General features: G+C 37.7%; 11 protein-coding genes. 2 read left to right on the top strand and 9 right to left on the bottom strand.

The window, feature by feature from the left end:
• Positions 1–36: 36 nt before the first annotated feature.
• Genes CGC64_RS13560 through CGC64_RS13520 form a run of 9 tightly spaced genes read right to left on the bottom strand, consistent with a single transcriptional unit; the run spans position 37 to position 17,905 of the window.
• Entirely contained in the window at positions 37–2,448 is a 2,412-nt protein-coding gene (locus tag CGC64_RS13560) for an ABC transporter permease (protein ID WP_005675858.1), read from the bottom strand.
• A gap of 23 nt (positions 2,449–2,471) precedes the next feature.
• Entirely contained in the window at positions 2,472–4,805 is a 2,334-nt protein-coding gene (locus CGC64_RS13555) for an ABC transporter permease (RefSeq protein ID WP_089421578.1), read from the bottom strand.
• Between the two features lie 17 nt (positions 4,806–4,822).
• A complete protein-coding gene (locus tag CGC64_RS13550; protein ID WP_032855022.1) occupies positions 4,823–7,165 on the bottom strand; it encodes an ABC transporter permease in 2,343 nt (780 codons plus the stop codon).
• Between the two features lie 15 nt (positions 7,166–7,180).
• On the bottom strand, positions 7,181–7,855 hold the full coding sequence (locus tag CGC64_RS13545; RefSeq protein ID WP_005675863.1) for an ABC transporter ATP-binding protein: 675 nt from the start codon (positions 7,853–7,855) through the stop codon (positions 7,181–7,183).
• Between the two features lie 27 nt (positions 7,856–7,882).
• Positions 7,883–10,279 carry an FtsX-like permease family protein gene (locus CGC64_RS13540; RefSeq protein WP_032854967.1) on the bottom strand — a complete coding sequence of 799 codons (2,397 nt, stop codon included), beginning with the start codon at positions 10,277–10,279 and terminating at the stop codon, positions 7,883–7,885.
• Positions 10,280–10,317: 38 nt separating this feature from the next.
• A complete protein-coding gene (locus CGC64_RS13535) occupies positions 10,318–12,717 on the bottom strand; it encodes an ABC transporter permease (protein WP_005675865.1) in 2,400 nt (799 codons plus the stop codon).
• A 12-nt stretch (positions 12,718–12,729) separates the two neighbouring features.
• Complete coding sequence (locus CGC64_RS13530) at positions 12,730–15,108, bottom strand: ABC transporter permease (RefSeq protein ID WP_032854968.1); 2,379 nt, start codon at positions 15,106–15,108, stop codon at positions 12,730–12,732.
• A 23-nt stretch (positions 15,109–15,131) separates the two neighbouring features.
• Positions 15,132–16,382 (bottom strand): efflux RND transporter periplasmic adaptor subunit, encoded by a 1,251-nt coding sequence (locus CGC64_RS13525; RefSeq protein ID WP_005675869.1) that lies wholly within the window; start codon positions 16,380–16,382, stop codon positions 15,132–15,134.
• Between the two features lie 50 nt (positions 16,383–16,432).
• Positions 16,433–17,905 carry a TolC family protein gene (locus CGC64_RS13520; RefSeq protein ID WP_005675870.1) on the bottom strand — a complete coding sequence of 491 codons (1,473 nt, stop codon included), beginning with the start codon at positions 17,903–17,905 and terminating at the stop codon, positions 16,433–16,435.
• Positions 17,906–18,113: 208 nt separating this feature from the next.
• On the opposite strand from CGC64_RS13520, the gene CGC64_RS13515 reads away from it, so the two are divergent.
• The gene (locus CGC64_RS13515) at positions 18,114–19,490 is read left to right on the top strand and encodes a sigma-54-dependent transcriptional regulator (RefSeq protein WP_005675871.1); all 1,377 of its coding nucleotides are present in this window, start codon (positions 18,114–18,116) and stop codon (positions 19,488–19,490) included.
• Complete coding sequence (locus tag CGC64_RS13510; RefSeq protein ID WP_005675872.1) at positions 19,487–20,764, top strand: sensor histidine kinase; 1,278 nt, start codon at positions 19,487–19,489, stop codon at positions 20,762–20,764. The genes CGC64_RS13515 and CGC64_RS13510 overlap by 4 nt, the downstream gene beginning before the upstream one ends.
• Positions 20,765–20,769: the final 5 nt, after the last annotated feature.

Genomic DNA, 20,769 nt, shown 5'->3' with positions numbered 1-20,769 from the left:
TGTCTTTTAAACTAAAAACAACAAAAAACATTGTATTTATTCACTCTTCATTATCAATGCCGGATTGATGCGGACAGCCCTACGAACCTGCCATAACAATGTTCCTAAAGAGATTATTAATGTAAGAATAAAACCTGTTATAAATATATCGACTCCGACTGGAGCTTTCACTGTAAAGTCCTTGGTATAATCATGAATGATATAATAGGCCAAAGGAATAGCAACTGCAAATGCCGCCCCCAGTATATATAGATACTTCCGTACCAGCAATAAGGCCACTTGTTTGCCTGTAGCGCCATTTACCTTGCGCAAGGCTATCTCCCGATATCTCTGGCGAATATCATACAACGACAGACCGAACAGGCCGAGACAGGATATGCAGATAGCCAGTCCGGCAAAAGTGACATAGATCTGAGTGGCTCTTTTATCTTCATCATACAACTTTTTCACTTCATCTTCCACAAACGAGTAATCAAATTCTCCCTGTCCCAACACTTCATCATGCAACTCTTTCAGAAAATCAACCGCTTCTTTACGCTTTCCTTCCACAATTGTCGCTATCAAAGGGTTAGTAGGATTATCTCCTTTATCATATAATATAGCTAAAGGAGCATCTCCTTTCGCCAAATGTCCTGTCCGAAAATCCTCTATTACTCCTACTATCTCGAAAGGAGGATTTTTCCCTTCATCTATTCCCATACTCCACCACAAACGTGATTCCGGCTGTAATGAAGCCTCCTCTATATTCTTTATTTGAAATAACTTCTTAGCTGTTTCGTTGATAATCATTTTATACTGGGCAAACTGATCTTTGTCGTTCCACTCCCTCCCTTCTTTCAGTTTCAATCCGAACATATCCATATACTCTTTATCGGCATTCATAAGGGCTACTTTATGTTTTTCTCCGTTATCCGCTTCCAAGTTAATGTAAGGTTCCAGATTTATAGGAATTTCACCATAGCTCCATGTAACGAACAAAGGACACGCATTCATTTTCTGCTTAATAACTTGTTCTTTGTGCTGTTCCAAATCGTGCTCTTTCTGCCATTCTTCATCACTTGCATACCTCCTGTTTTGTGTCTCGTGTGACAGGAATTGGCAAGATATAATATCCTTTGCCCGATAACCCAAATCAGCATGAAGCATAGTATATAACTGGCGCACAAAATACAAGGAAACCACAATTAAACAGAAAGTGATGATATATTGAACGAATAGAAAAAATGCACGAGACACAATGGAATGTCCCCCGACACTGACTGAACGCAATGAGGTGATAGGTGAAGAGTAATTGTATCTTAAAAAGGGATAGATAGACGTAATTAACGGTAACCCGAATAATATAATAAGAGACAGTAGTAAATCAAACTTTAGATCCGGTTTCACGGGTATTGAATATACAGTTGCGAATAACCCTGCTGTAACCTCTATCAGCATCCATATAATCAGCATTGAAGTAGCAACCATACATAGATTTTCTGCATATATTTGGGAAAATACTTGAATACCATTCGCACCATACACCTTTTTAACTCCAAACTCACGCGCCCGCTTCAGTATAATAACCGTGTAGATATTGATAAAATTGAAAATTCCGACCAGCAACAGCATACATGCTACAACAGACAACACAATAACATGTTCTTTATTCCCTCTTAAGAAGAAACCGGATGCAGAGCTTACCACCTTATTAAAATATAGCTCTTTCAATGGAAAAAGCCTGAATTGTATAGGTGAATGACTAAAACAAATCAATGACTGTGGTTTAGAGATTTTTTCATTAAACTTAGCCAACTCCGTACCCTTAACCAAACGTGTTATACAAAATCCCATTCGGCTCCAATCCATATATTTTCCCTGATTCACAGGAGTTATCAAATCAAACTGCAAAGAGGATTTGGTATCCGGTTCATCTACAATTCCCCGTATAGTAAGTGTATAGCCTGCGGAAGAAACAAGTTGCTTTCCAAGCGGGTTTTCATCCTTAAAAAGATGTTTAGCATATTTTCGGGTAATGATCGCATCATCCGGACGTTGAATAGTCTTAATGCCTGAAATGACAGGATAATCCATTAGTTGTAGAAAGAAACTATCGGTCACTAAAACATTGGCTTGAAAACGGTGATCATCAACTATGATATAATCATCCTTAAAAGAAATGCAATATGAATACTTTTCTACTTCCGGATTCTTCATCGGATCAATAAAATTAGGATCATTATTCCTGTCCGTATTGTCAATTATTGAAATATGACCGTTACTTCTTTGAGCTGTCAATATATATAATTGATCCAGATCCTTGCAAAAGTGGTCTACGGTCACTTCCTGATGAATATAACGTACGATTATTAATGTTGCCGCTACACTAATCGCAAGCCCTATAATATTTATTATCGTATAAATTCTAAAACGAAACAGGGCCTTGATAGCTGATAACTGGTTCTTCATATTGCTTTTATTAAATAATATTCTTACTCACTTTTAATCACCTCTGCCGGATTCTGCCGGGCTGCTTTCCATACTCTCCAAATAATGCTCAGGAAAATGATAAGAAGCATTACAATAAATATTCCTCCATATATCCAAAGACTTATCGGAGTCTGTTTTACATAACTTTCAAGCCAATGTTTCATAATGACGTATCCTAATGGAAAAGCGATACATGATGCAATGATAAGCAAAAGCAGATATTCTTTAAAGAATAAATTCAGAATTGTTCCTATACTGGCACCATTGACTTTACGAATAGCAATCTCTTTACGACGTTGCTCGCACGATAAAGTAACTAAAGAAAAGATGCCGAATACGGCAATTGCTATACATATAAAGGAAACAATACTCAATAGCATATTTAAAGAATTTTCCGATTTCATGTACTCATCGTATTTCTCCTCCATATTAATCAAACGTAATTCTGCATTCGGATTAACTTTATAAGCTTCTTCTCTCAATTTTTGAGAAACATTTTTCCAGGTACCCTCTTTAAACTTAAAAATCAAATGACCTCTACTTTCACTTTTTTGCTTGTTGTCCGGCAAGAAGAATATAGCTGGAGTAACCGGATGTATCGGGGCATTATAATAAATATTTTTAATAACCCCTTTTACTATACATTTTTCGTTCAGGTGTATCTTCTTTCCAATAGGATGATCCCAACCAAAAGCCTTTGCCGCAGCTTCATTTATAAGGACCGCCTCTTTCCCGTCTTTTTCATCCAACATATTACCTTCCAAAACTTCAACTTGGAAAAAATTAGCATAATCCTGATTGATGGTTTCCTTCTCTAACTTGATACGTTGTTCTTTGTCCGCCTGTCCTTCCCATTCCCTCACTTCATAACTATAAAATGACATTTTAGGAATAGGAGTATAAAAGCCATATAAACATTCTATAACATCAGGCATTTGTTCCAGAATTTCTTTAAAAGGAACACCTTCAAATCCATAACCGGAAGCTATAACTCCTATATTATGTCTATTCAACCCAAGTTCTTTTGAATTCAATAGATAATCCAGCTGTTTCATCATCACCATAGTACAAAACACCAAACCAATACTAACAAATAATTGAAAGGAAACACTTCCTTTATAAAACCAACCGGAAAGATGAAGATTTGATTTATGTTTAATACTATCAAGCAAAGACTGCTTGCTGACATATCGGATAAGTATGGCTGCCAGACTTATAGTTATCAATATTAATAATAATATATACATAAGCGTTTCACTATAATAGAATGAAGTATCCTCGGCTATTTGTGATAGAGATCTAAAGCCCGGTAAAATGAGTTCTATTATCATAAGTCCTAATCCCGATGATACAATGAGTAACAATACCAATTCCCAAAGAAGCAATGACAGCAAACTACCATTAGAAGCTCCATTTACTTTCCGTAATGCCAATTCACGTTTTCGCATTCGAATACGAGTAACAAGCATTGTTAAATAGTTACATAATCCACAAATAATAACCAAAGCTCCAATCCAGGCAAAAAGACGAATGTGATTCAATTTGACATTAACATCTTCTCTCGGATGTGTACTTCGTAAGGTAGATAATAAAGCAATAGGAGTAGACATTAACTGTTTATATGAGTCTTGTTGCACTTCATATTTAGCCAATCTTTTCTCCAATGCATTTATATCACTATTAGGGTAAATACGGAAAAGTGTATGGCTTCGTTGACTCCCCCAATGTGGATCTTGATCCTCATAAGGTAATAATATATCAAAAGGATATAAAGAATGACCTTCCCATGATTTTACCACTGCAACTATTGTCATCTTTGTATTATTTGTATTAGGAAATATCAATTGCTTACCTATCGGAGATTCAGTTCCAAATATTTGCTTAGCAATTTTATCAGTAATAGCAATCTGGTTATTCTCTAATCTCATACGGTTGCTTCCTTCTAATACAATAATATTAAAGATTGAGACAAAGTTTGAATCAACTCTTAATTGTTGTGTCTGATATACATTTTTCTCATATTCAATGGGTATTATGTTTTTTTGTATTATATGGCAAGCCTTTTCTACTTCCGGACAGTTTTTCATTATATAATCAGCCAACAAACTTGACGAATAATAAGAGAATCCGTCTCCTTGCAAATCAAATTTATCACCTGCCAGATAAATACGGTCTGCTCCTTCATGAAAATTATCATACGTCATTTCATAACGAATCCATAATACGGAAAGCGCAAAGCAAGTAAAACCAACCGATAATCCAATTATGCTGATAAGTGTCTGCGTTTTGTATTTTACTAAGTTACGAAAAGCTACTTTTAAATAATGTGTAATCATAATATCACCATTAATTATTATTCATTCTTAATTACTTCTGCCGGATTCTGCAAAACAGCTTTCCATACTTGGCAGCCTATACATAGTAAGATAAAAAATCCTATAATTCCAAATATAGCTACATATATCCATACCTCAATCGGCGTTTGCCTTACATACCGATCAATCCATTGTTTCATTAAAACGTATCCGACAGGAAAAGCTATTATAACAGCTGTTGCCAGCAACAATAAATACTCACGGAAAAATAGATGAAGAATATGATATACCTGTGCTCCGTTGACTCTACGTATGGCAATCTCCTTACGACGTTGTTCACAAGATAATGTAACCAATGAGAATATTCCGAACAAAGAGATCAGAATACAAACTAATGATACGAAAGTCAACAGCTTCATTAAAGCACTTTCCGAACGGAGATACTTATCATATTCTTCCTCCTCATTAAACAATCGTAAATAGGCATTCGGAAAATCTTCTTTATGCATGGCCTCAATCGCTTTCCGGCATTCGCGCCAGGAACCTTCCTCAAATTTAAACAAAATACTGGCACGAAACAGCAGATAATTTTGTGCTTGAGGTTGTTGTAAAGCGATACATCCCGGAATACTTGTAGGCGGTTGATAACAGAAATTCCGGACAACTCCTACCACTCTATATGAATGAAGAATTTTGCCATCCTTCTCATATCCCAAAGTCTTTCCTACTCCTTGGTTCCAACCAAATATCCGAAGTGTATTTTCATCAATTACAATATCATTGGGAGCATTCTTTTCTGAGAGCAGTTCGCCTTCAATTAATTTCAAATCATAAAAATCAAAGAAATCCTTCATTGCAGGCATTATGCCAACAGTTATAGGTTCTTCTACTGCTTCAGACATATCCTCCCAATGGTTCATTTCCGCATACATCATTGGTCCGGTAGGGATAATCGGAAAATAACGGGGAGGCAGAACTTCGGTCACCATAGGTAAAGCTGCTATCTTACCGCCCCACTGTTTTATATCACCTCTCCATAATGCAACATTGGCAATATTATGACGTTCCATTCCTAAGTCTGTATGCTTCAGGAAATAAATCTGTTTCATTATAACCACTGTACAGAATATGAAAACAAGACTGACTATCAATTGTATAACAATCCCGAACTTACGGAAAGCATACGGTCTGTTTACTGAAACTTTCCCTTTGACAGCGTCTTGCAAAGTTCGGCGACGAAAATGATATAGTGGTATCTGAGCCAACAAAAGAGACAAAGCTATCACAATAAACAGATATACTAAAATCTCTCCATAATAAGAGTTGGGAGCTATTCGTGTGAACTCGAGGAAACGGGACATATATATTTCAATAAAGAACAATCCGGCTACCAAAGCTATAAACTGAACAATCAATAGTTCAACGGTCAACTGAACAAACAAATCTTTATTACCTGCTCCATTCACTTTGCGAAGTGCCATTTCACGCCTACGCATATATAACCGACTGATATAGAGAGTCAAATAATTAAATAACGAACAGATAATGACCAATCCACCGGCTAATGAAAAATATAAGATATAGCTAAAAGTAATCACGGTATCTTCCCGAGATACATAACCGGAATAGCGTAAAGCCGATAGCGGGGTCAATAATAGCTCTCCCAATTCATTTTCCTTCTCAATATCATTGATACGGAGAGCAGCAATTTTTTTCTGAAATTCTTCCCCATTTGTCCCCTTACGAATGCGAACAAATAAGTTTTCATTCGCACTCCCCCATTGTGTATAATGTCTGGCAGAAGTTAATATACTATATGGAATATTGGAATGAGAAGACCAGCCACTCACGATTGCTCCAACTTTAGAAGCATGTCCACTAACCTCTACCTCCCGACCCAATGCCTCTTCCTCTCCAAATATCCTTTTAGAAAATTCTTCTGTTATAGCAATTTCCCCATTGGTTCCCTTCAAGAAGTTCACTGTTCCTCTTAATACTCGTATATTAAAAAAGTTCATCAAAACAGAATCTGCAGCAGCCGACACAACATCCTTCTCAGTATCCTTCACACGAAATTTAACTTTCTGTACGGAAGTAGAAGCCATTGCCTCTATTTCCGGATTACCTTTCTGTAAATAATCAGCTAAAGGATAAGGAGTAGAATTGGATATCTTACCAGGTTCATGTGCATAATGTGCACGCACCAGATAAATACGTTCCGCACCTTCGTGAAAAGTATCATAAGTCATTTCATAACGAATCCACAAAGTAGACAATGCAAAGCATACAAAGCCTACTGCCAATCCTAAAATACTCACAATGCTTTGCACCTTATATTTCGCCAGATTGCGGAAAGCTACTTTTAGATAATGTTTTATCATCATACTCTTTTAATGTTACATGCTGACTTCAGTTACTACTTGTCCGTCGAACAGATTGATGACGCGATCAGCGTAACCGGCGTCATGCTGGGAGTGCGTTACCATTACAATCGTTGTTCCTTCCTTATTCAATTCGCTCAATAGCCCCATTACTTCTTTACCATTCTTTGAGTCCAGATTACCGGTAGGCTCATCGGCAAGGATCAATTTAGGGTTGGCAACTACTGCACGGGCGATAGCGACACGTTGCTGCTGACCACCTGACAATTGTTGGGGGAAATGTTTGCTACGATGAGTAATAGCCATTCGTTCCATGGCAGTCTCCACTCTCTTTTTACGTTCGGAAGCTGAGATACCCATATAGAGCAGAGGTAATTCAATGTTTTCATATACGTTCAGTTCATCTATCAGATTGAAACTCTGAAATACAAAACCAATGACTCCTTTACGGAGATTTGTACGCTGCGATTCCGTGTACTTCGAAACTTCCATTCCATTCAGATAATACTCTCCTCCTGTCGGATTGTCCAACAGTCCCAGAATATTAAGTAACGTTGACTTTCCACAGCCGGAAGGTCCCATAATAGCAACAAACTCACCTTGTTTCACTTCAATACTGACATTATTCAATGCCCAAGTTTCCACTTCTTCTGTCTTGAAAATCTTCTGTAAATTAATTGTTTTAATCATAATTGTACTATTTAAAAATTATTGAATTTATTCATTCTTGATAACTTCCGCAGGATTGAGTCGTACAATCCTTAGGATTCTAAAGATAACGGTTAGTGCAGTCAATAAAGTTACTCCTACAAATATTCCTACCCAATATAATATCCCGTCATTAAAGAATATCTGATATATTTCTTTCCACATATGGAGAATGACGTATACCACAGGAAAAGCTAATAAAGCCGATGTTGTCAAAAGTAACATATACAACCGGGAAAACAGTAAGATAATCTGTTTTATTCCCGCTCCGTTTATTTTCCGGATTGCCACTTCTTTCTGCCGACGTTCGGTGTCAAGAGTAATAGCTGAATATACTCCCAATAAAGTTATAATCAGACTTACAATAGAGAAAAATAAAGTTATATTCTTGAATTTAGTTTCCATGGCCTGTTGTTCAATGATATCATCCAAAAAAGTTGTTATTTCGGGCTCAACACTTTCCGGTAACACTTCCTGCAAAAGTTGGGTCATCCATTGGCGGACCTCTTCCTTTTTATCTGTGTAACACTTGATATAACAATGACCTACATTTCCATTATCTTTCATAGGAAAGAAAACATAAGGAGTCTGCTCCTCTTTATAAGCATAAACCGAGGGAGTAAAAGAAGACAATATACCGCGTACAGTATAAGCGTCTTTATAATGATAAAGAGTAGTCCCCAGTATATTTTCTTTTTCATTCATAAATATTTCATCGACCAATATATCATTATTGCCTTCCATATTTTGTCCTGCTGACAAGGGGATATTCATAAAAGAAATAAAATCAGGCGTTACCCTCATTATATTTATTTCCAGCCACCTATCCGAGTCTTTATCTAATTGTATGCCTGTACGATCCGGACTACCATTTAAGTAACCGTCTTCAGAAAGTAAGACATCTTTCACGCCTGAATACTGCCGGATACGTTCAACAAGCGCAACTTTTTCTTCATTTTTCATAAAAGTATAGTCCAATTTAAGACTTAATATGCTATTTTTCTCCGCTTTAGTCAACGTATTGTACAGCGTAGATATTGTAGTATTTGTTTGTAAATAAAGAGCGACAGTCATAGAAACGAATAGCCAACAAATGAAAAACTGGATTCCTAACATGCTATTACGAAAGAAATGCTTTTTACTTTTAAGCCCATTGCTCATGCCTAATTGTATGTTTACCCTACGGATATAAAAAGCAACAGAAAAACAGATCACAAATGTTGCTATGAGAAGAATGATAATATATTGTCCGGCTTGTAACATCAAACGCTCTCTATCAATGGACAAGCTTAAATCAGACAATGAGATATGCATTCCGGAAGACAATATTTCTATGAGTCCGAACATAAATAAAGAAGCGATTACAATGACCAAAAACAATTGCACAAAAAGCATCATTGCCAGATGAAACATATCATTTCCTATTATCTTCCGAATTGTAAATTCCCGTTGGCGATTGATTATACTTCCAATCTGAAAATGGAAAAAGTTTAGTAAAGCAACTAATAAGATTAAAACTGCTACAATGCTAGTTATTGAGCTAAAGATGGTTATCATGTCAGAGTTGCCATTACTTTTTCCAATAGGAGAAACAATCAGGTCATAATCGCAATTAAACATTCGGTGAGTGACATTACTCTTTCTATACACTTCATTTAAATCTTTGGCTGTTCTGCCTTCATGAAGCAATCCGTAAGTATAAACGCCTGTCTGGTCATTATTACCGGTCATTTTAAATAATCCTTCACTATCGTTCAGAATGAGAACTTCAATTGTCCGCATGAAGTTCATACTGACATTGGCTGGAATATCTTTAATCACAGCCTGAATTGTGTATGAGATACCTCCGCTATCAGGAGTTGTTTTCGGAGAAGACCATATTTTGCTTGTCATCACCATACGTTTACCGATAGCCTCCTGATTATATGGAAATAATTTGCGTGCTGTACTTTCTGTTATTACTACCGCATTAGGAGTATAGGCTGCCACTCTCCACGAACCTGCCACAACAGTCGGAGTGAACAAACGATTAAAAAACGAGTCGACTTCTATGCATTCAAATGTATAGGGTAGTTTCTTTTCATCATTTGTATACACATCAAAAGGCCGTTGCCGTGCATAAGCAACTCTGGAATATGCTTCTACTTCATGTCCATATTCTTTTGTCAACTTCTCCGCCAATATTGCAGGAGTACCGGATAACATCCTACCTTCATCAGCTAAATTGATGTCTACCAAACGATGATAATTATTAAAACATTGGTCAACACTCTGCATATAGCGGCTACAATAGAAACAAATACTGAAGCATAGCAGTCCCACAGCCAAGCCTATGGTTGATATAAGATTTTGGGTTTTATATTTCATCAAATTGCGTAAAGCAACTTTTGAATAATGCTGTATCATTTTGTTTTCTTTTATTTTCTAATTCAAATATGGTTTTCCTATTCATTTTTGATAGACTCCACCGGATTAACTCTGGCAATCTTCAAGATACGGAACCAAATCGTTAGTGCCGTTATCATAGCAACAGATATAAAAATCCCTGTCCAGAACCAGAATCCACAGTTAAAGAATACCGTATATATTTGTTTCCATAGCTGTAACACTAGGTATACTAACGGAAAGGATAGAGCTGCGGTAACCATCAACAAAGTTATATACAAACGGGCAAACAACCAGATAATATGCGACATTCCGGCTCCATTTACTTTACGGATAGCCACTTCTTTCTGTCTACGTTCAGTATCGAGGGTAATGCTGGAATATACACCCAACAAGGTAATGATGATACTGACGATTGCGAAAAACAGGATAGTATCTTTCAGCATATATTCCATAGCCTGTATTTCATATAGGTCGTCTTGAAATGTACGAACCTGATACGATATATTCTCCGGAAGTACTTCACGACGGATTTTCTCAATCCACTTTACGACTTCTTTTTGTTGTTCAGGGTAACATTTTACATAGCAATGGCCAACATATTCAGAAGGATCATAGAGCATAAAAGCATAGCCGCCACTATGATAATGGACATCAGCCTGGAAAGGAGTACAAACTCCACATACGGTATAATCATTATTTTGGTCATAAAAATTCATTCCAATTACATTCTTCTTTTGTTTGTTTTGCCATACTTTATCCATGACAAGGTCATTTTTTGTCCGGATAGTTCTGCCCTCCTCTATCGGAATATTCATAAAAGCAAAGAAATTCAGCGGAACGCACATAATATTGATATCAGTCCAGGAGTTGTCATTCCCTTTCTCGGTCATCAACAGGTTTCCGGATACTCCTTGTGTATAAGCAATATCTGCCAATAAGACATCTTTTACCCCTGCATGTTGCTGAAAACGTTCTACCACACTTAACTTCTCTTCATTTTTCATAAACGAATAGTCTAATGGAATGCTAAGAATCGCTTCTTTTTCTTTTTGGTTAAGCGTATGAAACAATGTTTGGGTTGTTTTCTCCGACTGTAAAAACAATGCGACAGTGAATGATACAAATATCCAGCAGATAAAGAACTGGATTCCCAGCATAAGGTTACGTCCCCACTGCTTACCTCGACGTTTATTTACTCCTCCATGAATGCCTGTTTGTATCGAAATTCTGCGAATACGGACAGATACAAACAGACAAATTGCAGCACAGAGCAATATAAGAAGAATGATATATTGCATAGCGTGTATCAAAAGAATTTCGGGCGGAAAAGTCATTGTAATGCCCTGTAGAGAAAAATCCATTCGGTTGCCAATCAATTCTATTCCCCATATTACTAAAAAGGAAGATATAACCACCACAATCAATGATTGTACAAACAGCAGGCAGAATTGTTGTTTCCAATTACATCCTGCCATTTTCATAATACTGTATTCTTTAGTGCGATTAAGAAAAGAACCGATCAGAAAGTGAAAGAAATTGATTAGTCCGACCAGTAATATCAATGTACCGACTATTCCTGTCACCCATCCCAACACAAAAGCACCTTTCTTCTGTGCCCTGTCGCTAATATAATTAGCAACAACCGCATAAGACTGATTATACATAGTATAACTATAATTACGCTTAGCAAACTGCTGCTCCAGTTCAGCTATATTCGTATTGGGAGAAAGCAAGACATAGGTTCTGGCTCCTGTCATATCGTGACGTTTCGTACTTCGGAAAAGTCCTTCACTATCGTTCAGAACCATTGCATCAGTATGCGTCATAAAACTAAAACCATTGTTTAGCGGGATATCTTTCATTACTGCCTGTACCGTATAAACAATACCTCCTGTTTTCGGAGTACTTTCAGGCGAAGTATGGAGTCGTCGCGCCAAAGTCAGATGCTTACCGATAGCACTTTCTATTTTACCGAATATCTTTATGGCAGTAGATTCACTTAAAATAACGGCATTAGATGTCCGGCTTGCCGTCTTCCAATTTCCGGCTACTATTTGGGGAGTGAATACCTTATTGTATAAAGTATCTATTTCTATCGTTTCAAGTTCGTATGGTAATGATTTTTCCTCTGAAATTTCGGCAAGATAAGAACGTTCACGCGAGTATGTCATACAAGAAATTGCTTCCACCTCTCCCATTGCCCATGTGCGGAGTTCTTCGGATAAAGCCACTTGTGTACCGGAAAAATATGTTTCCGTCTGATAATCATAAAGGTTTAATTCCACAATGCGAGTGTAATTACTGAAACAATGGTTGGTGGTCTCAACAAAACGACTACAATACATACATATGCAGAAACATAGTAATCCTACCGCAAGACCGATGATAGAAATTATATTTTGGGTCTTGTATTTCAGTAAATTACGAAAAGCAACTTTCAAATAGTGTCGTATCATATATTATTATTTTTATTCTATTTTCATTATTTTGGCCGGGTCAATACGTGATGCCTTTTTTATTTGCCAGCACAGTGTGCCTAAAGAGATACAACTTACTACGAGCAATGCTATCAGAAAGACATTCATGCTTAACGGAGCTTTTATCACAAGGGCTTTAGTATACTGATAAATCAAGTAGCAGGACAATGGAATAGATACTGCAAAAGCGCTTCCCAATACAACCAAATATTTACATCCAAGCAGCAAGTACAAGTCTTTCACCAATGCACCGTTTACTTTACGAATTGCAATCTCCCGATAGCGCTGACGAATATCAAATAATGAAATACCGAATAATCCGAGACAGATTATTATAATTCCAATACATGCAAAAATAGCATATACCATGGCTATTCGCCGGTCGTTTTTATAGAGTGCCGCCACATCATCATCCAATTGTGAGTATTTAAAATCTTCCGTACCATATACTTTTTTCTGAATATCTTTAAGATAATTGATGACTACCTGAGTTTTCCCCGGATAACAAGCAATCTGATAGTAATCTCCCTTCAACCGTTTATTTACGATAAATACCATAGGGCGAGCACCCAATCCTACATGTCTATCATAATAATCTTCTATTACGGCACCAATAGGCTGTGCCTGTAAATCGGGTTTTATCTTTCTCATCTGCTCATTAATTATAGTAGCCCCCTTGCAACTTGTGTAGCCTAAAGCGGCCAATGCGGCACGGTTGACAACTATAATCTCACCTCCTTGTTCTTTATCTGCTTCCGATAAATCTCCTTCAATAAAAGGAATCTCAAAGAGTTTAAAGAAACTGTCGGTAACATAACTCTGATTCAACGTAACCAGTTCTCCTTTTGCATTTCGAAATCCTGCAGAATAATCAAACCCAAGAATAGAATAAAAACCGGTTGTCCAGCTTTGGATATCCGGACAATTATCTATCAGTTGATCTATCGCTAAAACTCTTTCTTTACGTTGGTTTACAGTTTCAGATGTATACGAAGAATAATCGTTCGATTCATATATCATATTTGCCTGAATTATATCTTTTGTACGGAATCCCGGATCTGTCTGCAACATCAAATTGAATTGCTTATTAAAATAGATGGAAAGTAAGACCAATAAAAAGGTAACAACATATTGTACAAAAAGGAATATCATACGAAAACGAATAGAACGTTTATCGGTACCTAATGCCTTGAGAGCAACAGCCGGTAAAGAGCGCTGGCATTTTATATGTGAATACAGGCTTACAGTCAAAGACAGGAATATCAGGATAGATATCGACAATATCCAGTCGAATTTAGTATAGACTATCCGGCTATCCAACAAGTGGGATACAAAAACAGATGTTATTTCAACAATAAACCATGCAAACACAATAGAAACGGCTATCAGTAGAACGTTTTCTGTGAAAATTTGCGTAAACAGTGTATTGCCACTGGCACCGAATACTTTTCGAAGATTGTAAGTCCTCCCTCGTTTCACCATTAATACAGAATAAAGATTAATAAAGTTGATAATCCCGGCAAACAGTATCAATAAACAAATTCCTCCAAGAATGAATAGATGAGAACGATTCCCACTAACAAGCATACTAGGCCCTGTTTGGTAAAGTAATGCTTGCTCCCAATACATTTGACTGACAGGAATAAGAGAGAATGTGTATTTACGAACATCTCCGAAACGAGAATCTTGATTTATAAACCGGGGATAACTCCCTATTTGATTGGCTTGTTCCACTGCCTTCTCAGAAGTAAACTGAATAAACTCCAAAGGCATCCGTCCCCAGTCTGTCGAAAATGCATGAGAAAGTACTATATCGAAATTGAATGTTTGTTTATTTACCGGCTTTTTCAATATACCTGTCACCTTGATATCTTTACCGTTAGAAAAACGTAACACCTTACCTAGCGGATTTTCTTTACCAAAAAGTTTTTTGGCGAAATCTTCCATTAACAATGCTGATTCCGGAGCTTCCAAAGAAATCTCTCCCTGCAATACTTGATAAGGAAAAAGTCTGAAATAAGCATTGTCAGCTATTAAGGCATGTACAGAAAAACGATTTGTCTGATAATCTACATAATCATTCTCAAGCAATATTACACTTGAACGTGTCAGTATAACATTGTCATCTATATAAGTACTATCACGCTTTCCTATTTCTGCCTTACTCAACACCCGGTTTCCATCAAACGACACTTGAACTCCATATACCTGATTACGGTCTATACAATGCATATCTACTGTTGTTTCACGATAAATATAACGGGACAAGATAATACAACAGGCTAGACTAAGTGTCAGTCCGAGTAAATTGATAGTCGTATATGATTTCGCACGTAATAAAAAGCGTACTGCATATTTCAGTGTTTTCATACTATCTGTTTAAAGTTGTCTGTTTATCTTAATATTAATTCCTCAGCATCGCCAAAGGTATCATATCCCGTCGTAATAACCCAATCTCCCGGCCGTAAACCTTCTGTAATTTCGTATTGTTGCGGATTTTGGCGACCGACAGACAAAGGTACACGAACAGCTTTTGTTTTTGAAGCATTCACCTTATAAATCCATTGTCCTCCCGTAGCCTGATAGAAATTGCCGCGTGGGATAATAAGCGTCTGCTCCGGTTGCCCTAGTTCTATCTGTACACGGAAACTCTTGCCCACTCTTACGTTATCAGGCATATCATCTGTGAAAACAAGATCGACATCAAACATACGGTCTTTTACTTCAGGGACAACTTTCGTTATTCTTAACGGATATTTCTTCCCTTGATAATTAATGGTAGCAGGCAATCCGGTAGTAATCCGGTCAATATAATATTCACTGAGCGAAGTATGGATTTTATATTGGTCAAGTACCTTTATCTCAGCAATACTTTCGCCGGAAGACACTTGCTGCCCGGGAGTAACCTTCACAAAGCTAAGCTGTCCTTTTATCGGAGCCGTTACCACTAAATTATTCAAACGTTCATGAACGCGTTCATATTTTTTCCGTTCTCTTTCTCGGTCGTTGCGGATAAGTTCTTTACGAATCATTGTCACAGCAGAATCGTGCCGCAAGCTCTCCTGTTGCAAAGCTGCATTTTTTTGTTTATAATTATACTCATCTTCAGCTACTTGCAACTGGGCCTTACTCTTTACTCCCATTTGATATTCCTCACGGTCAAGAGCAATGCTTTTTTTCAGACGCTCAAGCTCATAATTATTCGTCAAGGCCTGCTGTTTCAAATTCAGGCTCTTTTGCTCCATTTCAATCTCCTGCTCCTGGTAGGTAATCATTTGTTTTTCCCATTCATCACGCTGATCTTCAATGTTACGAAGTAGGTCCGGATTAGAAAGAATAAGAATAGTATCACCTTGCTGAAGTAAACTGCCTTCTTCACCTACTATGCTTTCTACACTTCCTGCTTCGCGGGTATTGACTTTAATTGTCAATATAGGTTGAATTAGTCCTTCTACATCTACATATTCCATAAAGTCAGCATCTTTCACTTCCGCTATCTGAATATTCTCGGCATCAACACGCAGCTTCCTGGGACCTAATGAAAGGACGATTACATAAATCAGAAAGGAGATAAACAAAAGTCCTCCTGTCAGATAGTATCTATAACGAATGTACCACGGTTTCTTTTCTAATTTTATATCCATGAGGTTATATAGTTTTTATATTTATATCAATTATAAAAAATCATTCTATCCTATTCAATGAGGAGATTATAATCCTCCGTCAGCAACTTGTTACTCTCAAAATCATAAAGTGTCATGCTACGGAGTGTGTAATACAAACTCCAATAGTTGTATAAAGCCGATACATAATTACGGCGTGCACTATCTTTTTCTGAAATGGAAGCGTTCAAATCAAGAATGGTAGATTTTCCCAATATATAAAGTTTACGGGCAACTTCATTCCTCCGTTGGGCGGTTTCATCTGTACGGGCAGCGATACGGACACGTTGCGTTTGCAGATTAAACTGCTTCACCAGTTTACGGACATTCAGTTCAAAATCCGTCCTGTTTTGTTCCACCTGCGTATAAACCAGGTCACGGTTAGAACGGGCTACCCGTACCTGTCCCTTTCCCCGTCCCCAATCTAAAATTGGTAGGGAGATACTTAAACTTACATATTGTTGATCTAAAAGGTTTCGATAAGCCTCTGGTAATTTATCCGCTGTCTGTGTCAGTCCGAAACGAAGATAAATGTCTGCTTTCAAACCTGCATTGGCACGGGCTCTCGCAACCGCACTTTCACTTTCCAGCTTGCGCCGTTTCATCGTTTGTATATCCGGGCTATTCTCATACGCCAATGCTAGCGCCTCATTCAGATTAATACTGAAATCCGGTATCCGGGAACTGACACGTACACGAATCTCCCTCTCTTCCTGAATGCCCAGATATGAACGGAGTTCCTGCATACAGTTATCCATTTCAATACGGGCGTTCATACGATTTGTTTCTTCTGTAAGACGGTTAAGCTCCAGTTGCAGCATTTCATTCTCCGTTATTGTCCCGATATTGTAACGTCCTTGTGCATAGCGATATAACGTGTCGGCATTCGCATAATTAAAGGATGCTATGTCATAATTACTTTGGGCAGTGGCTAGAGCAAAAAATTTATTAATCGCATTGGCAGATACAAGTTCTAATGTCTCTACATAGCTTTTCTTTGCCTCCTGATAGCGTACCGGTTCTATTCGTTTATCCCATTTCAAACTATTGTAGCCGAAAAGCGATTGCCGGTATCCTATCATGATAGGTGAAGTCTGCCACGAATATTTATGTTCGCTGAACAAATCCATACGTTGTGCGGACGTTTCAAGAAACAAGGAACCTCCTGTCCAAGGTATGTTTTGTGAAAGATTCAAAGTCAGATCAGTATTCAACAAATTCTGCTCAACAAACTTAACGGAACCGTCCCCCATTGTTATCTTATTAATGGCACGATTCAGATTAGGATCGGATGTCAAGTTCAAAGTCGGTAAATAGTTGGCACGATAATATTTATAATTCCAATAAGCCGAACGGAAGCTATGACGTGCCGTCTGCGCATCGGGAGACTCTAGACGAGCAATCTTCACAACTTGTTCCAATGACAGTTCTGTTGTCTGATCTTGAGCAGCCAATAATTCCGTCGCCAGGATTCCAATACTTATGCAGATTATTTTCAGATTCATTCTTAGTTTTATTTGTTATTTATAATTCAAAACCTGTGCCATTTATATAAATATTTGTATATCAATGAAATATACTTGTTTTTCTTTTTAAAATAGCGTGCAAATACGCACGAAAATAGTGCGTAATCGCACATACAACACATGATTATTATCCATATCTTTGCCGGTGCAGTAAAGGAAAAAGATTATATTCTAATTAGCTAAAAGAATGGAAGAAGTAAACAAACTGGGAAAGATACTTATAGTAGATGATAACGAAGATGTCCTCTTCGCTCTAAACCTGCTGTTGGAACCTTACACAGAAAAAATAAAGGTAGCCACCACTCCCGACCGAATCGAACATTTCATGACCACTTTTCAACCTGATCTTATTTTATTAGATATGAATTTTAGCCGTGACGCTATTAGTGGTCAGGAAGGATTCGAAAGCTTGAAGCAAATATTGAAAATCGATCCGCAAGCGATTGTCATCTTTATGACTGCCTATGCAGATACTGATAAAGCAGTACGGGCTATCAAAGCCGGTGCAACAGACTTTATCCCCAAACCGTGGGAAAAGGAAAAACTACTGGCCACTCTTACTTCCGGAATGCGATTACGTCACTCTCAACGGGAAGTAAACATTTTGAAGGAGCAGGTAGAATTACTTAGCGGTCAGAATTCTTCGGAAGGAGATATTATAGGAGAATCTCCTGCCATGCAGGAAGTTTTCACCACAATAAATAAATTAAGCAGCACAGATGCCAATATCCTTATTTTAGGAGAAAATGGAACAGGAAAAGACGTAATCGCCCGTCTTCTCTATCGCTGCTCTCCTCGATACGGCAAACCTTTTGTCACTATTGACTTGGGAAGTATTCCCGAACAACTTTTTGAAAGCGAACTGTTCGGATTTGAGAAAGGAGCTTTCACCGACGCAAAAAAATCAAAAGCCGGACGAATGGAAGTTGCCACTAACGGAACTCTGTTTCTGGATGAAATCGGTAACCTTTCACTTCCTATGCAATCGAAGTTATTGACAGCTATTGAAAAGCGACAAATCAACCGTTTAGGCAGTACGCAGGCTGTTCCTATTGACGTCCGCCTGATTTGTGCCACAAACGCGGACATCCGTCAACTAGTGGACGAAGGAAACTTCCGCCAGGACTTGCTCTATCGTATCAACACCATTGAAATACATATTCCTCCACTCCGTGAACGTGGAAATGATATTATTCTACTAGCTGAATATTTTCTACAACGGTATGCACGTAAATATAAAAAAGATATGCGTGGCCTGACTCGGGAAGCCAAAAACAAACTGTTAAAGTATGCCTGGCCCGGAAATGTACGCGAATTGCAGCATACAATAGAGCGCGCTGTTATATTAGGAGACGGCTCTTTATTAAAACCGGAGAATTTTCTTTTCCATGCCAGTCCTAAACAGAGGAAGGAAGAAGAAATGATACTGAATCTGGAACAACTGGAGCGTCAAACTATTGAGAAAGCAATGAAACTCAGCGAAGGGAATATCTCCCGTGCTGCCGAGTATCTGGGCATAACCCGTTTTGCCCTATATCGTAAACTTGAAAAACTAGGCCTATGAAACGATTTGCAATCAGAGTGATTTTACACATCTTATTTATAATGCTGCTTTCTATCGGAAGTTGCCTGTTGTTTCAAAAACAGTTATGGTTCAGTACCGTTATCTGCATCATACTATTAATAACCTTTGGTATACACCTATACCGTATGCAATTCAAGCAAATAATTTTATTGAGACGGCTGACAGACGGACTTCGATACAATGACATGATGCAAACTTTCCACCCGCCTTTTAAAAATAAAATAATGAATGAGTGGGCAAAAGAACTTTCAGAGAGCCTAAAAGATTTTCGGGGAAGATTATTAGCAGAGGAAATCAAACATCAATATTACGAAAACTTATTAAATAAGGTAGATACAGCCGTACTTGTTACCGACAAAGCCGGACATATAGAATGGATGAACCAAGCTGCTGTCACGCATTTAGGACAGATCTCACAATTACCGGAAGCACTCCTGAGAGCTTCTGCAATTAATGATATTCCTATTATTCGTATTGAACAAAACAGCACTGTTTTGGAAATGGCTATTTCTTGTACGAAATTTGTAACACAAGGAAAAGAGCAACAAATAATCAGCCTGAAAAACATCCATTCCGTACTGGAACGAAATGAAATGGAAGCCTGGCAAAAGCTGATACGTGTATTGACGCATGAAATAATGAATTCTATCACACCGATTATCTCTCTTTCAGAAACACTGAGCGAAAGGGGGATACCCAAACTGCTTGGAGAAAAAGAATATTCCATTATGTTACAAGCCATGCAGACTATTCATAGAAGAAGCAAAGGATTATTGGAGTTCGTTGAAAATTATCGTCGCTTGACACGAATCCCTACTCCTGTCTGCACCAAAGTTTCTATCACGGAACTGTGTATGGATTTAAAGAAATTATTCCCGGAAGAATATATCCATTTTGAAATCCCTTCATCAGACCTAACCTTATATATAGATCGGGCTCAAATAGAGCAAGTTCTCATCAATTTATTGAAAAATGCCCGTGAAGCCTGTGGTAGGCAATCTGATAAGGATATTCGGGTAGAAGTAATAATTTCGCCTGCTGGCAATAAGCTTCTGACAGTATCTGACAATGGGGAAGGTATTTTGCCCGATGTTCTTGATAAGATATTTGTACCTTTCTTTACTACCAAAACATCCGGTTCCGGTATCGGACTTAGTTTATGTAAGCAAATTATGACTTTACATGAAGGGAGTATTAATGTAAAATCAGAATCAGGTAAAGGAAGTAAGTTTATTCTCACTTTTCCTAAATAATTGCA

This window comes from Bacteroides caccae (assembly GCF_002222615.2).
Taxonomy (GTDB): domain Bacteria; phylum Bacteroidota; class Bacteroidia; order Bacteroidales; family Bacteroidaceae; genus Bacteroides; species Bacteroides caccae.
This window is presented reverse-complemented; position numbering and strand designations above follow the sequence as displayed.

Coding starts and splice junctions, on each gene's coding strand:
- CGC64_RS13550 (WP_032855022.1), bottom strand. CDS start 7,165: ATGATAAAACATTATCTAAAAGTAGCTTTCCGCAATCTGGCGAAATAT.
- CGC64_RS13560 (WP_005675858.1), bottom strand. CDS start 2,448: ATGAAGAACCAGTTATCAGCTATCAAGGCCCTGTTTCGTTTTAGAATT.
- CGC64_RS13515 (WP_005675871.1), top strand. CDS start 18,114: ATGGAAGAAGTAAACAAACTGGGAAAGATACTTATAGTAGATGATAAC.
- CGC64_RS13535 (WP_005675865.1), bottom strand. CDS start 12,717: ATGATACGACACTATTTGAAAGTTGCTTTTCGTAATTTACTGAAATAC.
- CGC64_RS13540 (WP_032854967.1), bottom strand. CDS start 10,279: ATGATACAGCATTATTCAAAAGTTGCTTTACGCAATTTGATGAAATAT.
- CGC64_RS13555 (WP_089421578.1), bottom strand. CDS start 4,805: ATGATTACACATTATTTAAAAGTAGCTTTTCGTAACTTAGTAAAATAC.
- CGC64_RS13525 (WP_005675869.1), bottom strand. CDS start 16,382: ATGGATATAAAATTAGAAAAGAAACCGTGGTACATTCGTTATAGATAC.
- CGC64_RS13545 (WP_005675863.1), bottom strand. CDS start 7,855: ATGATTAAAACAATTAATTTACAGAAGATTTTCAAGACAGAAGAAGTG.
- CGC64_RS13520 (WP_005675870.1), bottom strand. CDS start 17,905: ATGAATCTGAAAATAATCTGCATAAGTATTGGAATCCTGGCGACGGAA.
- CGC64_RS13530 (WP_032854968.1), bottom strand. CDS start 15,108: ATGAAAACACTGAAATATGCAGTACGCTTTTTATTACGTGCGAAATCA.
- CGC64_RS13510 (WP_005675872.1), top strand. CDS start 19,487: ATGAAACGATTTGCAATCAGAGTGATTTTACACATCTTATTTATAATG.